Source organism: Janthinobacterium sp. P210006 (assembly GCF_036231885.1).
GTDB classification, from domain to species: Bacteria; Pseudomonadota; Gammaproteobacteria; order Burkholderiales; family Burkholderiaceae_D; genus Janthinobacterium; species Janthinobacterium violaceinigrum.
Map to the genome: position 1 here is coordinate 1231787 of NZ_JAZARD010000001.1, position 15726 is coordinate 1247512.

General features: G+C 63.5%; 10 protein-coding genes. 6 read left to right on the plus strand and 4 right to left on the minus strand.

Features of this window, described 5'->3' with window-relative positions:
• Positions 1-20: 20 nt before the first annotated feature.
• Together cphA and VPH41_RS05525 are read right to left on the minus strand one after the other, a co-directional pair.
• Positions 21-2591, minus strand: a complete 2571-nt coding sequence (cphA, locus tag VPH41_RS05520) for a cyanophycin synthetase (protein ID WP_328569224.1) — start codon at positions 2589-2591, stop codon at positions 21-23.
• Positions 2592-2772: 181 nt separating this feature from the next.
• The gene (locus tag VPH41_RS05525) at positions 2773-4950 is read right to left on the minus strand and encodes a cyanophycin synthetase (RefSeq protein WP_328569225.1); all 2178 of its coding nucleotides are present in this window, start codon (positions 4948-4950) and stop codon (positions 2773-2775) included.
• 510 nt (positions 4951-5460) lie between these two features.
• Between VPH41_RS05525 and VPH41_RS05530 the strand changes: the two genes are divergently transcribed.
• Entirely contained in the window at positions 5461-7731 is a 2271-nt protein-coding gene (locus VPH41_RS05530; RefSeq protein WP_328569226.1) for a cyanophycin metabolism-associated ABC transporter, read from the plus strand.
• Positions 7732-7733: 2 nt separating this feature from the next.
• Entirely contained in the window at positions 7734-8204 is a 471-nt protein-coding gene (locus VPH41_RS05535) for a cyanophycin metabolism-associated DUF1854 family protein (protein ID WP_287778995.1), read from the plus strand.
• Between the two features lie 136 nt (positions 8205-8340).
• Here VPH41_RS05535 and VPH41_RS05540 read toward each other — a convergent pair whose 3' ends face one another.
• Both VPH41_RS05540 and VPH41_RS05545 read right to left on the minus strand, forming a co-directional pair.
• Positions 8341-10833, minus strand: a complete 2493-nt coding sequence (locus VPH41_RS05540; RefSeq protein WP_328569227.1) for a TonB-dependent receptor — start codon at positions 10831-10833, stop codon at positions 8341-8343.
• A 467-nt stretch (positions 10834-11300) separates the two neighbouring features.
• On the minus strand, positions 11301-12815 hold the full coding sequence (locus VPH41_RS05545; RefSeq protein WP_328569228.1) for an AMP nucleosidase: 1515 nt from the start codon (positions 12813-12815) through the stop codon (positions 11301-11303).
• 133 nt (positions 12816-12948) lie between these two features.
• On the opposite strand from VPH41_RS05545, the gene VPH41_RS05550 reads away from it, so the two are divergent.
• The 4 genes from VPH41_RS05550 to VPH41_RS05565 all read left to right on the plus strand — a co-directional run bounded on the left by VPH41_RS05550 (position 12949) and on the right by VPH41_RS05565 (position 15615).
• Complete coding sequence (locus tag VPH41_RS05550; protein WP_328569229.1) at positions 12949-13548, plus strand: TetR/AcrR family transcriptional regulator; 600 nt, start codon at positions 12949-12951, stop codon at positions 13546-13548.
• A gap of 14 nt (positions 13549-13562) precedes the next feature.
• Positions 13563-14366 carry a type I methionyl aminopeptidase gene (gene map / locus VPH41_RS05555; protein WP_152281248.1) on the plus strand — a complete coding sequence of 268 codons (804 nt, stop codon included), beginning with the start codon at positions 13563-13565 and terminating at the stop codon, positions 14364-14366.
• Between the two features lie 2 nt (positions 14367-14368).
• A complete protein-coding gene (locus VPH41_RS05560; protein ID WP_328569230.1) occupies positions 14369-14893 on the plus strand; it encodes a hypothetical protein in 525 nt (174 codons plus the stop codon).
• Between the two features lie 77 nt (positions 14894-14970).
• Positions 14971-15615 (plus strand): FABP family protein, encoded by a 645-nt coding sequence (locus tag VPH41_RS05565; protein ID WP_328569231.1) that lies wholly within the window; start codon positions 14971-14973, stop codon positions 15613-15615.
• Positions 15616-15726 lie beyond the last annotated feature (111 nt).

Here is a 15726-nt window from a genome sequence, read left to right on the forward strand (position 1 = left end):
TGTGCGCAATGCTACGACGCTCAGGCTTCGGCGACGCGCTTGGCGATGTGCGCCAGCGCTTCTTCCACCTGGTCGATCAGGATCAGGCACAGGTCGCCGTCGTTCAGGCGCGCCAGGGCCTTGTCGATGGCGACGAATTCGCCGTTGATTTCATCGATATGGCTGGTGCGCTTGGCGCCGTCCAGGCCCTGGCGCAGCAGCGCCACGACTTCGCCGTCGGCGCGGCCGCGCTGGCACTGGTCCTGGTACAGCAGCACGTCGTCGAACGCGGCGCCGAGGATTTCCGTCTGCTGGCGGATGTCTTCGTCGCGGCGGTCGCCGGCGCCGCTGATGACCACCGAACGGCGCTTGGCCGGCATGCTTTCCACTGCCTGCACCAGCGCCAGGATGGCGTCCGGATTGTGGCCGTAGTCGGCGATCAGCGTGGCACCTTTGTAATCGAAGACGTTGAAGCGGCCCGGCGCATTGTCGGCTTCATTGGCAAAGGTTTTCAGGCCCAGCGCGATGGTTTTCCAGTCCAGGCCCACGGCCCAGGCGGCGGCCAGCGAAGCCATGACGTTGTCGACCTGGAAGCCGATGGCGCCGTTGCGCGTGATCGGCACCTGCGACAGGGCGATTTCGTGGCGTTCCGCGCCTTGCGCCGCGACCAGCTTGCCGTCTTCCACGTACACGACGCGGTTGCCCTGGGCGCGGTGCGTGGCCATCACGGGATGCGTCTTGTCGGCAGCGAAGAAGGTCACCGTGCCGCTGCAATTCTTGGCCATGCGCGCGACGGCGGGGTCGGTGGCGTTCAGCACGGCCACGCCGCTGTCGGCCACGTTCTGCACGATCACGCGTTTCAGTACTGCCAGGTCTTCCACGGTGGTGATGTAGTTCAGGCCCAGGTGGTCGCCCGCGCCGATGTTGGTCACCACGGCGACCTGGCAGCGGTCGAAGGCCAGGCCTTCGCGCAGCATGCCGCCGCGCGCCGTCTCGAAGACGGCCGCGTCGACGTCGGGGTGCAGCAGCACGTTGCGCGCGCTGCGCGGGCCGCTGCAGTCGCCGCTGTCGATCTGGCGCCCTTCGATGTACACGCCATCCGTGTTCGTCATGCCCGTGCGCAGGCCGGAAGCCGTCAGCAGGTGGGCGATCAGGCGCACGGTGGTGGTCTTGCCGTTCGTGCCCGTGACGGCGACGACGGGAATGCGGCCATCGTCGCCCTCGGCGAACATCGCGGCGATGATGGCTTCGCCCACGGGACGGGGCTTGCCGAACGACGGCGCCAGGTGCATGCGCAGGCCCGGCGCGGCGTTCACTTCCACGATGCCGGCGTTCTGTTCTTCCAGCGGTTTCAGGATGCTGTCGGACACCACGTCCACGCCGCAGATGTCCAGGCCCACCATGTGCGCGGCAGCGACGGCGCGCGCCGCCACTTCCGGGTGCACGTCGACGGTGACGTCGGTGGCCGAGCCGCCCGTCGACAGGTTGGCGTTATTGCGCAAGATCACGCGCTGGCCTACGGGCGGCACGGATTCGGCCACGTAGCCCTGCTTGGCCAGGCTGGCCAGGGCGATGTCGTCGAAGCGGATCTTCGTCAGCGAGGTGGCGTGGCCGCTGCCGCGGCGCGGGTCCAGGTTGACCTGGTCGACCAGTTCGCGCACCGTGTGCTGGCCGTCGCCCACCACTTGCGGCGGGTCGCGGCGGGCCGCTGCCACCATCTTGTTGCCGATGACGAGCAGGCGGAAATCGTGGCCAGGCAGATAGCGTTCGACGAGGATATCGTCGCGGAATTCCTGCGCCGCGATGAAGCCGGCCGTCAGCTGTTCGCGCGTGGTGACATTGACGGTGACGCCCTTGCCCTGGTTGCCATCCTTCGGCTTGACGACGACGGGCAGGCCGATCTCGCAGGCCGCGGCCCAGGCGTCGTCCACATCGATGGCGACGCGGCCTTGCGGCACGGGCACGCCGGCCGAATCGAGCAGTTTCTTCGTCAGTTCCTTGTCTTGCGCGATGGCTTCGGCAATGGCGCTGGTGCCGTCCATTTCGGCGGCCTGGATCTTGCGCTGCTTGCTGCCCCAGCCGAACGTCACCAGGCTGCCTTCGGTCAGGCGGCGGAACGGGATGTTGCGGGCCACGGCGGCGTTGACGATGGCGCCCGTCGATGGACCGAGGCGCACGTCTTCATCGAGTTCCTGCAACTGGTGCAGGGCACCGGCCAGGTCGAACGGCGCATCGTCCAGCGCGGCGCGGCACAGCTGCTGCGCCAGTTCCAGGGCCAGGCGGCCCACGGCTTCTTCCGAGTATTCGACGACGACCTGGAAGATGCCCGTTTCCAGGGTCGGCGTGGTGCGGCTGAAGGTGACGGGGCAGCCGGCTTGCGCCTGCAGGCCCAGCGCCGCCAGTTCCAGCACCTGCGCCATCGGCGCCGCGTTGTAGTTGCCCAGCGGTTGCAGCGGGCTCAGTTGCGGGAAGAGCGCGCGCAGGCGGGCTTCGAAGCCTGGCAGCTGGGCGATGTCGAGTTCCTGCGTGGTGCAGGAAACAATGGCTTCCACGGCGGTGTCGTGGCTCCAGAGGTTAGGGCCCCGCAAGGCCCGTACGCGAGATACTTCCATAATTAAACCGTAATCCTGTTGTGTTCTTGTGGGCCCGGCCGAAGCCGGGCTTTTACATCAAATTAAACCGTAGCGAGCGGATGGGATTTGTGGCCGAGAAGCGGAGCTGTGCGGATGCACAGTGAGCATCGGAGGCCGCAAATCGCGACGCGCAGTAGGTCTGGTTTGACGTCTCTGGTTTTCAGTTCCCGATGCAGCCGGGGGCTGCGTCGAAGGTGCGCAGGCCGGCGCAAATCAGATCGACGGGCAGGTTCAGGGCCCAGGCGGCGGCCGCCACGGCCAGCACGCTGTCGACATTGCCGGCCGTGGCCGGTTTCAGCAGGTCCAGGCACAGCAGGACCGTTTCGATGCCGCCTTCGGCCAGCACGATGTGGTTGCCGCGCACGAATACGGCGCGCTGGCCTTTCGACAGCTGTTCCGCGATGGCGGCCAGGCTGCCATCCTGCGCGTACAGCGTCACGCTGCCGTCGCACAGCTCGGCCAGTTCCAGCACGTGCGCGTTGGCGGCGTTCAGCACGGCCACGCCCGTCGGCACCACCACGTCGACCTGGCTGCGCACGGCCTTGTACAGGCCCGCTTCGTCCAGCACGTCGAAATCCTTGACGCTATCGAGGCTGCCCATGTCCGTGACGACGCCGATCTGGCATTTGTCATAGGCCAGGCCTTCGGCCAGGATCATGCGCGGATTGCTCTCGAACAGGGCCGTCTGCACGGTGCGGTTGAGCAGCAGGCGCTGGCCCGCATCCCAGTTCACGCAGTCGCTGCTGACGACGCGGCGCTGGTCCAGGTACATGCCTTCGCTGCAGACGGCGCCCGTGTGCAGGCCCGACAGGTTGAGCAGCTTGCACAGCATGCGCACGATCAGGCTGGCGCCGCGCGTGCCCGTCACGCCGATCAGCGGAATGCGGCCCGTTTCCTCGGGCGCGAACAGGTGGTCGACGATGGCGGCACCGACAGGGCGGGGCTGGCCCACGCCCGGCTTGATGTGCGCCAGCAGGCCGGGGCTGGCATTGACTTCGATGATGGCGCCGCGCTGCTCTTCCAGCGGACGGGTAATATCCTTCGTCACCAGGTCGATGCCGGCGATATCGAGGCCAACGACCCTGGCAGCCAGCAGGGCCGCATGCACGACGGATGGATGCACGTCGTCCGTGACGTCGATGGCCACGTTGCCGTTCGGCTGGATCAGCACTTTCTGGCCCGCCTGCGGCACGGACAGGGCGGTCATGCCCTGGCGCTGCAGTTCGAGCACGATCTCGCCCGATTCATGCGGCTTGACGGTGCCCAGCGGGAAATCTTCGCCTTCGCCGCGGCGCGGGTCCGTATTGATCTGCGTGTTGACCAGTTCCAGCACGGTGGAGACGCCGTCGCCGTCGACCCACAGCGATTCGCCCTTGGCGGCCGCGATCAGCTTGTTGCCGACCACGAGCAGGCGGTGCTCGTCGCCCGTGATGAAGCTTTCCACCAGCACGGCCGAGCTGTCGCCCTTGCGCGCGGCCAGTTCGTAGGCTGCCTTGACGTCGCTTTCCGTCATCAGGTTCAGCGACACGCCGCGGCCATGGTTGCCGTCATACGGCTTGACGACGACGGGCACGCCGATGTCCTGCGCTTCTTCCCAGGCCGCTTCGGCGCTGCGCACCAGGCTGCCCTCGGGGACGCGCACGCCGCACGATTTGAGCAGGAACTTGGTCAGGTCCTTGTCGCTGGCGATGCCTTCGGCAATCGCGCTGGTGCGGTCCGTTTCGGCCGTCCAGATGCGGCGCTGTGCGGCGCCGTGGCCCAGTTGCACCAGGTTGCCGTCGTTCAGGCGCAGGGAAGGGATGCGGCGCTCGGTGGCGGCATCGACGATGCTGGCCGTGCTCGGGCCCAGGCAGCGCGCGTCGACCATGTCGCGCAGGGGCGCCAGGGCCGCTTCCAGGTCGTAGGCTTCATCGTTGATGGCGGCCATCAGCAGTTCGCGCGCGGCAGCCAGGGCGGCGCGGCCGACCTGTTCTTCCCGCGTGCGGAAGGCCATCTTGTAGACGCCGCGCTGGCTGGTCGAACGCGTCTGGCCGAAGCCCGTGCGCATGCCTGCCAGGTTTTGCAGTTCCAGCACCACGTGCTCGAGGATGTGGGCCGACCACGTGCCTTCGCGCAGGCGCTCGAAAAAGCCGCCCCGTTCGCCTACGCCGCAGCGGTGCTCGATCATGCCGGGCAGCCACGCCACCAGGCGCTCATACAGGCCGGGCAGGGTGTTCGATGGGTAATCTTCCAGTTCGCCGATGTCGACCCAGGCTTCAATCACCGGGCGGTAAGTCCAGATGTTGGGGCCGCGCAAGTGGGTGACGCGGGCAAATTCGATGTTCTTCTTCTTGATCATGTAAGTGGTTTCTTGATAACAAGCCAGGCGTCTGGGCGCCAGATACTTTATGTTGGCTCTACAGAGTCTTTTCAGGCTCGTGCTTGGTTCTTTATCCCGGGTATGCGCAGTGTGCCACTTTTAGCGGTCTCTTGTCGCGTTTGCTTCTCGTATTCTGCTGGTGTTGTCATTCTAATTGTTACTAATTGTTGCCTTACTTGTTATAAAGATACCGACTCTGCTTAAAGCTGGAGCATTTGTGCAACAGCGAGCTGTTGTATACTTGCCCATGTACCGGCGCCCCGTTGCAAAAGCGCCGCGCCTGCCTGGCACTTGCTGCGACGGACGCTTATTTTTTGCGCCGTTTGGCCATCATTCCTTACCGGCAGGCATCCATTCGATACAATACAGGAAATTGCCACTGGTGCATCTACCTCGCATCGCGCAGTCCACAAACATTGATCGGGCGTCTGCCCCATCCCCCAAATCCCGCCCTGAAGGGCTTGGCCTCGAGCCGGAGTATGCTTTACGATGACAACTGAACTGAGTGTTCCTGCAACAACTATTCCCCTCACCTCGCTGCCGGAACACTGGCTGGCGGAGGTGGAGAGCAACCTTTCTCCAGGGGAGAACGTTTTAAGTAGCGTTGAGGTTGACCTCGATGCGCGATTACGTTTCACAAAAGGCATAATAGTTGTCACCGAGAAGCGTTTGCTGGCCCGTTCCCCGGGCGATACGGCCTGGAAAAGCTGGTCTTTCCGCCCTGGATTGCGCCTCACGCACCACGACCACGCGGGCGTGGGCCACCTGGAACTGTTCGACGACCACGGCCGCCTGGCCTCGTGGCGTTTTACCTTGGGCCAGAATCTGCACGCGATCCGCGTGCTCGAGCAATTCGTCGAGCGTCTCGACAGCCACCTGACGGGCCAACCCGTGCTGGAAGCGGAGCAGGAAGTCTGTCCCAGCTGCAAGGCCCCGCTGGAGCCGGAGCAGGAAGAATGCCCGATCTGCGCCAAGGTGCTGCACACGCCGCCATCGACCTGGACCCTGTTCCGCCTGTGGCGCTTCGCCCACCCCTACCGCGGCCAGCTGGCCCTGGGCTTCCTGCTGATGCTGCTGAGCACTGCCGCGCACATGATTCCCCCGTACCTGACGGCGCCGCTGATGGACAATGTGCTGATCCCGTATCAGAACGGCAAGCATATCGACCCATGGCTGGTGGTGTACTACATGAGCGGCTTGCTGGGGTCGGCCCTGCTGGCCTGGCTGCTGGGCTGGGGCAAGACCTATGTGCTGGCACTCGTGTCCGAGCGCATGGGCGCCGACCTGCGCTCGGCCACGTATGAGCACCTGATGAAACTGTCGCTGGAATTCTTTGGCGGCAAGCGCACGGGCGACCTGATGGCGCGCATCGGCAGCGGCAGCGACCGCATCTGCGTCTTCCTTTCGCTGCATTTGCTCGATTTCGCATCCGACGTGCTGATGATCATCATGACGGGCGTCATCCTGTGGTCGATGAACCCGTGGCTGGCCATCATGACCCTGGCGCCATTGCCCTTCATCGCCTGGATGATCCATCTGGTGCGCGACCGTTTGCGCACGGGCTTTGAAAAGATCGACCGCGTGTGGAGCGAAGTGACCAACGTGCTGGCCGATACCATCCCCGGCATCCGCGTGGTAAAAGCGTTTGCGCAGGAAAAACGCGAAGCGGCCCGCTTCCGCGACGCCAACGCGCACAACCTGGCCGTCAACGACAAGCTCAATAAAGTCTGGTCGCTGTTCTCGCCCACCGTCTCGTTCCTGACGGAGATGGGCTTGCTGGTCATCTGGTGCTTCGGCATCTGGCAGCTGTCGCGCGGCGAAATCACCGTCGGCGTGCTGACCGCCTTCATCGCCTACAGCACGCGCTTCTATGGCCGCCTCGACTCGATGAGCCGCATCGTCTCCGTGACGCAGAAATCGGCGTCCGCCGCCAAGCGCATCTTCGACATCCTCGATCACGTGTCGAGCGTGCCGGAACCGGCGCAACCGGTCAAGCTGGACAAAATCGAAGGACGCATCGACCTGCGCGAAGTCGGCTTCCGCTACGGCAACCGGGCCGTCAACCGCGGCATCACCCTGAACATCAAGGCGGGCGAGATGATCGGCCTGGTGGGCCACAGCGGTTCGGGCAAGAGCACGCTGGTCAACCTGATCTGCCGTTTCTACGACGTGTCGGAAGGCGCCATTTTGCTCGACGGCGTGGACATCCGCTCGTTTGCCGTCTCCGACTACCGCCGCAACATCGGCCTGGTGCTGCAGGAGCCGTTCCTGTTCTTCGGCACCATCGCGGAAAATATCGCCTACGGCAAACCGAACGCGACGCGCCAGGACATCATCGCCGCCGCGCGCGCCGCGCATGCGCATGAATTCATCCTGCGCCTGCCGCAAGGCTACGACTCGATGGTGGGCGAACGGGGCCAGGGCTTGTCCGGCGGCGAACGCCAGCGCATCTCGATCGCCCGCGCGCTGCTGATCGATCCGCGCATTCTGATCATGGATGAAGCGACATCGTCGGTGGACTCGGAAACGGAGAAGGAAATCCAGAAGGCGCTGGACAACCTGGTGCAGGGCCGCACGACGATCGCCATCGCGCACCGCCTGTCGACCCTGCACCGGGCCGACCGCCTGGTGGTGCTGGACCGTGGCCAGGTCGTCGAAGTGGGCAGCCACGATGAACTGATGGCGAAAGAGGGCGCCTATTTCCGCCTCTACGAAGCACAGGCGCGCAACAACGAACTCGCCCTGGATGACAAGGAATAAGCATGGCCAGTACAACTTTTACATTACACCGCGATACCTTCGGCAAGCTGGTGATGACGGACGCGGACGGCCAGGTCTTTGAAGGCGTGGCGCCCGTGCGCGCCTTTCCCATCCAGTCGCCTGACGAAGGCATTTCGCTGGTGCTGGGCAATGGCAAGGAAGTGGCGTGGATCGACCACGTCGACGCCTTGCCGGAGCCGGCGCGCAGCCTGCTGCAGGAAGAGCTGGAAGGACGCGAATTCATGCCCGAAATCGCGCGCGTGAAAAGCGTTTCCAGCTTCGCCACGCCATGCACCTGGCATGTCGACACGGACCGGGGCGAGACGCAGTTCGTGCTCAAGGGCGAGGAAGACATCCGCCGCATTGGCGCCGCGTCCCTGCTGATCGCCGACAACCACGGCATTCACTTCCTGATCCGCGACATGTTCAATATCGACAAGACGACGCGCAAGATACTCGACCGCTTCCTGTAGGCGTCGGACATGCCCGAAAGCCGCTGCCTGCAGCGGCTTTTTTTTCGCCTGCCGGACATGAAAAAAGCCGCATAAGAATGCGGCTTTCGAGGGCAGTGCCGGCAGCCCGTTTCAGGCTGCCGGCAATTGCGTGAGATTACATGAACTTGTAGCCTGCGCCGATGTAGAAGTAGCGGCCGCGCACGTTGTACAGCTGGGCAAAGCCCAGGGTGCCGTACTGGTTGCCCGCGCCCATGATGCTAAACGGCGGCATTCTGTCGAACAGGTTCTTGATGCCGGCCGTGAAGGTCAGATTTTTCATCGCTACGTACTGGCCCGTCAGATCCACTTCGGTGTGCGAAGGAATGGTGCGGGTGCCAGGCTTGATTTCGTCGCGGCGCAAGTCCGAGTCGATCATGTCGCCCGTCGTGCGGACAACCAGGGAGCCGGACATATTGTCTTTTTCCAGGCTGGCCGTGAACGTGTTGCGGTACTTCGGATTCATGAACGTCTTGAGCGTGCTTTGCACCGGATCGGTTTCCGTATCCTGCGTTTCCATGCGGGTGTAGATGGTGGACGCATTGCGGATCGTGAACTTGCCGAACATGGTTTGCGGCGACGTGTAGCGCAGGTCCGTATCGAAACCGCGCACTTCGGTGGTGGCCAGGTTCTGGTTGTTCAGCAGGATGCGGGCGTCGCCATTCTTGATTTCGACGTTGCCGCGCTCGATGGCCTTCAGTTCCGACAGGGTGCCGATTTCGTTTTTCTTGTCGATCTTGAAGTAATCGATGCTGACCGTCAGCGAGTTCACTGGCGAGAACACCATGCCCAAGTTGTAGGTCTTGCCCGTTTCCGGTTTCAAGTCCTTGTTGGAGCCAGAGACCTGGTAGTAGGAGAAGTTGGTGCAGTTACCCGCGATCGAAGGGAAGGCATCGCAGACTTGCTTGTCGTTCGTCGTGTAGGCGCCCGCATCGACGCCGCCGAACATCTGTTTCAGCGATGGCGCCAGGTAGCTGCCCGCATACGAGCCGCGGAACATCAGGTTGTTCAGAGGCTGGTAGCGCAAGGCCAGTTTCGGGCTGGTCTTGCTGCCGACATTCGAGATGTCGTCATAGCGCAGGGCCACTTGTGCTTCGACGTCTTTCAGGAATGGAATCGACAGTTCGCCGAAGATGCCCTTGGAATTGCGGTCTGCCTTGACGGCAGCCTGCTGGATGCTGCCGAAGACCACGCCATCGATCTGGTTCTGGTCGGGCTGGTCGCTCAGCGTTTCCTTGTTGTACGACACGCCGACGGCGTAAGCCATCGCGCCGCCTGCCAGATCCATGATCGGCGCGGAAGCCTTGGCATTGAAGAAGGTCAGTTCCGATTTGCCGGCGCGCGTAGGCGTCAGACGGATCTTGTCGACGGCTGCCTGCGAGTTGTCGGTGCGGGTCGGGTCGATCGAGCCATTGGCGATTGCTTCGTTGAACAGCTCGTAGTGCGCGTAGTTCGAATCGCGGTTGGTGGCCTTGCTCACGCCCTTGCCGATGGCCACATCCCAGTCGATGCCGCGCGTCGTGCCTTCCAGGCCCGTCGAGAACTGGGTCATCGTGCCCTTGCGGTTGGTCTTGCGCGGACCCATTTGCATGAAGCGGCCGGCAACAGTCTTGCCGTTGACTTGGAAGTTGCCCGGTGCGGCCTGGGACTCGAAGTCATCCTTGCTTTCGGAATACGTAAATTCCGCAAACGCGCGGATGCTGTCGCTGATCTTCAGGCTGCCGATCAGCATGCCGCTGGTGCGGTCGGCACCGTTGGTCGAGGTCAGCAAGGTCTTGTTGACGTCGAAACGGCAGGAGCCGGCGCTCAGATCGCCCGGTGGGCATGGCACCAGGGTGCCGCCGCCGGCGATATTGCCGCTAGGATGGTAGCCGCTGCGGCCATCGGGGCCGCCAAAGCGGCGGAAGTCGGCCGAACTGGTCAGGTCGCGGTCCTTGCGGTAGATGGGATCGCGCTTGAACACGTCGACCGTGGCCAGCACGTTGAAGCCCTGGGTGTCATAGTCGCCAAAACCGTACACGAGGTTGGCGGTCTTTTCCTTGGCGTCCGAACGCGAGCTCTGGCCGTAGCTGGTTTTCGCTTCCAGGCCCTGGTAGTTCTTTTTGGTGATGAAGTTCATCACGCCGGCCACCGCATCGGCGCCGTAAATGGCCGAACCGCCGTCCTTCAGGATTTCAATGCGTTCCAGCGCGCTCAGCGGGATGGCGTTGACGTCGACTGCGGCACCCGCGCCCGAACCGTCAGCCAGCGCATTGGTCGGCAGGCGGCGGCCGTTCAACAGGATCAGCACGTTGCGTTCGCTCAAGCCGCGCATCTTGATGTTGGTGGTGCCGGAACCCGATGGGGAGCTGGCGCTCAGTTCGCCCTGGTCGTTGATGTCGATGGAGGCCAGGTTGCGCACCAGTTCCGCGACGCTGGTGGCGCCCGTGCGCTCGATGTCTTTCTTGCTATAGATTTCCACTGGCGCGGCGGTCTCGGCATCCACGCGCTTGATGGCGGAGCCGGTCACGACCACGCGTTGCAGCTTCTCCTCGCCAGCCTTGGCTTCCTGTGCCTGGGCTGCCTGGTGCATGAAACCGGCGCCCATCATCAAGGTGCCTGCGAACATCATGCGCAAGGATTTGCTTAATTTCTTTTCAATCATTGTCTGTCCTCCAACTAGGAAACTTTAGTTTCCTTAGGGTTTTATTTAGCTATTTGAAATTATTTTCAAAATTACCATGTTTACAAATTTAATAGATTAAATTTGCAATTCATCAGACCATTTTTTGATCTTTCCTGTCAAGAACTGCCGGGGATTTGTGCCTGCGCATGGCAGCGCCCAGAATGAAAGCGGATGAATTTTATTTGCGATAAGCAGGAAAGTGTTAAATTCCAATTGTTAAATAAATTAAATTTGCCAATTGGAAAAAATGTCGTTGAAAGTTTGGTGTTGGCGAGGCGCCTGTCTAGACAGCTGTTGTTTTTTTGTGACGACGCGGACGCCCGATACGGTGGCGCGAACGGCGTTGCCGGTGCGGGGCTTCTGGCAAAAAAAAGCCGCCCGGCAAGGGCGGCTGGCGTGGCGCATGAGGGGTGCTACTGGAACGCTACCTCGGCAAAGCTGCGCAATTTCCGGCTGTGCAGTCGGTCCACGCCCTGGCGGCGCAGCAGTTCCACGGCGCGGATGCCGATGCGCAGATGCTGGTCGACCCGTTCGCGGTAAAAGTGGTTGGCCATGCCGGGCAGCTTGATTTCGCCGTGCAGGGGCTTGTCGCTCACGCACAGCAGGGTGCCGTAGGGGACGCGGAAGCGGAAACCGTTGGCGGCGATCGTCGCGCTTTCCATGTCCAGCGCGATGGCGCGGCTCTGGCTGAAGCGGCGTTCGGGCGTGCGCTGCGGCAGCAGCTCCCAGTTGCGGTTGTCCGTGCTGGCCACGGTCCCCGTGCGCATGATGTGTTTCAGATCATGCCCCGTCAGCTGGGTGATTTCCGCCACGGCCGTTTGCAGCGCCTGCTGGATTTCCGCCAGCGGCGGGATCGGCACCCATAGCGGCAAGTCTTCGTCGAGCACATGGTCTTCGCGCACATACGCATGCGCCAGCACGTAGTCGCCCAGGCTTTGCGTGGTGCGCAAGCCCGCGCAGTGACCCAGCATCAGCCAGGCGTGCGGACGCAGCACGGCGATATGGTCGGTGATGGTCTTGGCGTTGGCGGGGCCCACGCCGATATTGACCATGGTGATGCCGCTGCCGTCCGCGCGCAGCAGGTGATACGCGGGCATCTGGGGCAGGCGCGGCGGCGCGGCGCCCAGCGCATCCTCGCTTTCGACCGTCTGGCCGACCCTGCGCGTGACGACGTTGCCCGGTTCGACGAAAGCCACGTAGCCGTCGTCGTCCGATGGCGCTTGCGCGTCGGGCGCGCGGTCCATCATGGCGTGGCCCAGGCGGATGAATTCGTCGATATAGAACTGGTAATTGGTGAACAGGACGAAGTTCTGGAAGTGCTGCGGCGAGGTGCCGCTGTAGTGGCGCAGGCGCTGCAGCGAATAATCCACGCGCGGTCCCGTAAACAGCGACAGCGGCTGCGCTTCGCCGTGCGCCGGTTCGTGCGTGCCGTTGGCGATGCCGTCGTCCATGGCCGACAGGTCGGGCAGGTCGAACAGGTCGCGCATGGCCAGGCGGCGGCCCGCATCCATATTGCCTTCGATATGGTCATGCTCGGCGAACGAGAAATGCACGGGAATGGGCTGGGCGCTCACGCCCACTTCCAGGTGCACTTTCTGGCCGCTGTTATGGTTTTTCAGCAGCAGGGTGAACTGGTCGAGATAATAGTCGCCAAACAGGTCGGGACGCGTCAGGGTGGTTTCGAACACGCCGGGGCCGGCGACAAAGCCGTAGGCCAGCGGCGAGTCGGCGCGCGCCACGGTGTCCGTCTGGATGCGCACGAAAGGATAGCAGGCGCGCACTCGTTCGTGCATGTCTTCGCCGGCGACAAAGCGCTGCAGCGCATCGCGCAAGTGTTCGATGCTGCTGCGGTAGATGGCTTGCACTTGGGCCAAAGCCAGGCGTGGATCGTCGAAGCGGGAGGAGGCGATGAAGGGGGGCGTAAGCAAGCGGATTCTCCTTGTAGCGGTTCGTGCATACCATTGTAAGGCAGCGCCGCTTCTTCTGTCGGCTCTTGTTGCGCACGCCAGGAAGCATGCCGGGGCGCTTGACGGATTCAAATAGAATCTGTATTCTATTTGAATGGTCAGACTAGCCAAATTCAACGAAAACAACTTTATCGACAGCGCGATCGCCGTCGCCGCCCAGTGCGGCGTGGCCGCCGTGTCGATGGCCGCCATCGCCGTCAAGGCGGGCGCGCCCATCGGCTCCGTGTATCACCGCTTCGATTCGCGCAACGCCATCCTGGCGCGCGCCTGGCTGCGCGTGAAAAGCGACTTCCGCGAGGAGGTGGCCAGCCGCTGGCTGGGCGGCGATACGTGGGCCGGCGTGCATGGCTTGCTGGACTGGTGCCGGCGCAAGCCCGTGTACGCGCGCTTCCTGCTGCAATGCGCGGACAGTCCCGATTTCAACGGTGGCCTCAGCGAGGAGCTGGCCGCTGCCGTGGAAGAGGAGCAGGCGGCGCTCGATGCCTGCTTCGTGCGCTGCGCCGAAGCCATGCCCGCTGCCACGGAGCTGGACCTCGATCACATGCTGCTCAAATTCGTGCTGATCGACGCTCCCGTGGCCGTCGTCAAGCCTTACCTGACCCAGGAGCGGCCGATACCGGCCAGCGTCGACGCCATGCTGCGCGCCTCGCACGATGCCGTGCGCGGCTGGGCTGCCCACGCCACATCACACTAACCAAAAAGAAAACCATGCGCTATTCCACCCAGCTTGAACACGGCAAGAAAATCCCCCTGCACGACGAAGAAGGTTTCATCGGCATGCGCGCGGCCGGCCGCATCGCCGCCGACACGCTCGACTACATCACGCCGTTCGTCAAACCCGGCGTCTCGACGGCCAAGCTCGACGCCCTGTGCGAAGAATTCATGCGCGCCGCCGGCGCCATCCCCGGCACCATCGATTACCACGGCTACAAGCACGCCAGCTGCATCTCCGTCAATCACGTGGTTACGCACGGCATCCCGTCCGAGACCAAGATCCTGAAGGTGGGCGACATCCTCAACATCGACGTGACGCCGAAGTTCCAGGGCTGGTTCGGCGACACCAGCCGCACCTTCAAGGTGGGCGCCGTCTCCATCCTGGCCAACCGCCTCGTCAACACGGCGTACGACGCCATGATGGCCGGCATCCACACGGTGCGCCCGGGCGCCACCCTGGGCGACGTGGGCGCCGCCATCGAGGCGGTGGCCAAGGCGCAGGGCTTTTCCTCCGTGCGCGATTTCTGCGGCCACGGCGTGGGCCAGGTCTTCCACGACACGCCGCAGGTGCTGCACTACGGCCGCGCGGGCACGGGCATCGTGCTGGAGCCGGGCATGATTTTTACGATTGAGCCGATGCTCAACGTGGGCAGCTATCAGGTCAAGGTCTTGCCGGACAAATGGACGACGGTGACGAAAGACCGCTCGCTGTCGGCGCAGTTCGAACACTCGCTGGCCGTGACGGAAACGGGCTTTGAAATCTTCACCCTGACCGGCTTGCCGGACCCGCTGGTCTAGCCATGGATGCGGCGCGCCGGCAGCAGCTCACCGATATCGTCGCCGCGAAAGCGGGCGTGGATGCGGCATGCGCGGCGCGCCACCTGGCGCTGCACGCATACGAGGTGGCGGCCGCCTTGCGCGGCATCGACGCCGAGCGCTACACGCTCACGCAGCGCCTGTTGATCAAGCAGGGGCGCGACCCGGAAGACGCGCTGCAGCACGTGGCGCTGGCCGTCTTGCAGCATGAAGATATCCGCACCGACAGCGTGCTGCGCCTCGAACGCATCGCGGCCCTGGCGCCGCCCGTCGCCTGCGCGGTGACCCTGGCCGAGTGGCTGGCCTACGTGGACTGGGAAGGCTTCGACAGCGCGCTGCATGCTAATGTGGAAGCGGTGGCGGCGCTGCTCGCCGGCGAATTGCAGCTGGCCGATGCCGGCGCCAACCTGCTGCAGGCGCGCGACGAAGCCGTGTTCGAGGCGCAGCGCCCCGCGCTGGCGCTGGCGGCGCTGGCGTACATCGAACGTCACATTACGCAGTTTCCCTGACGGCCGGCGCTTTGCCGGCGTCAGCCCAGGTCTTACAATAGGGGCAAGCACTGTTGCCCCATTTTGAAGACTTCCGCATGAGCGATTTTCCCGACGATATCTACACCGAGCCGTCCGCCGACGTGCATACCCTGAACAACCTGGGTCCCCTGACCGGCATGGCCGGCATCTGGACGGGCACGCGGGGCCTGGACGTCAAGCCGAAAGCCGACGGCCCGCGCAAGCAGGCGTTTGTCGAGCGCATCGAACTGCAGCCGATCGATCCCGTCACCAACGGCCCGCAACTGTTCTACGGCTTGCGCTACTACATCCACATCACCAAGCCGGATCAGGTCAAAACGTATCATGAGCAGGTGGGCTACTGGCTGTGGGAACCGGCCACGGGCGCCGTGATCCAGACCCTGGCCATCCCGCGCGGCCAGATCGCCATGGCGTCCGGCACGACGACGGCGGACGCCACCAGTTTCGAGCTGGTGGCCAAGCGCGATTCGACGGCCTACGGCATCTGCTCGAACCCTTTCCTCGAACACGCGTTTACCACCGTCGAATACCGGATCAAGGTCGATATCCACGCCGACGGCACCTGGGGCTACGACGAGGACACGGTCATGCTGATCCGCGGCAAGGACGAACCGTTCCACCACACGGACCGCAACCTGCTGACGAAGGTGAGCGAGCCGACGCCGAACCCGATGGCCTTGCAGGCGCTGGCGGCGGTGTAGACATCAAAAAGCGGCGACTTTTGCCGCCGCTCTGCTGGAGCGCCTGAAAAATGCTCAGGGCTAGGCGCGTTGCCGCAGGCAGTACGAACGTACGGCCAGGCAACGCAACAA

Coding starts and splice junctions, on each gene's coding strand:
- cphA (WP_328569224.1), bottom strand. CDS start 2,591: ATGGAAGTATCTCGCGTACGGGCCTTGCGGGGCCCTAACCTCTGGAGC.
- VPH41_RS05525 (WP_328569225.1), bottom strand. CDS start 4,950: ATGATCAAGAAGAAGAACATCGAATTTGCCCGCGTCACCCACTTGCGC.
- VPH41_RS05530 (WP_328569226.1), top strand. CDS start 5,461: ATGACAACTGAACTGAGTGTTCCTGCAACAACTATTCCCCTCACCTCG.
- VPH41_RS05535 (WP_287778995.1), top strand. CDS start 7,734: ATGGCCAGTACAACTTTTACATTACACCGCGATACCTTCGGCAAGCTG.
- VPH41_RS05540 (WP_328569227.1), bottom strand. CDS start 10,833: ATGATGTTCGCAGGCACCTTGATGATGGGCGCCGGTTTCATGCACCAG.
- VPH41_RS05550 (WP_328569229.1), top strand. CDS start 12,949: ATGGTCAGACTAGCCAAATTCAACGAAAACAACTTTATCGACAGCGCG.
- map (WP_152281248.1), top strand. CDS start 13,563: ATGCGCTATTCCACCCAGCTTGAACACGGCAAGAAAATCCCCCTGCAC.
- VPH41_RS05560 (WP_328569230.1), top strand. CDS start 14,369: ATGGATGCGGCGCGCCGGCAGCAGCTCACCGATATCGTCGCCGCGAAA.
- VPH41_RS05565 (WP_328569231.1), top strand. CDS start 14,971: ATGAGCGATTTTCCCGACGATATCTACACCGAGCCGTCCGCCGACGTG.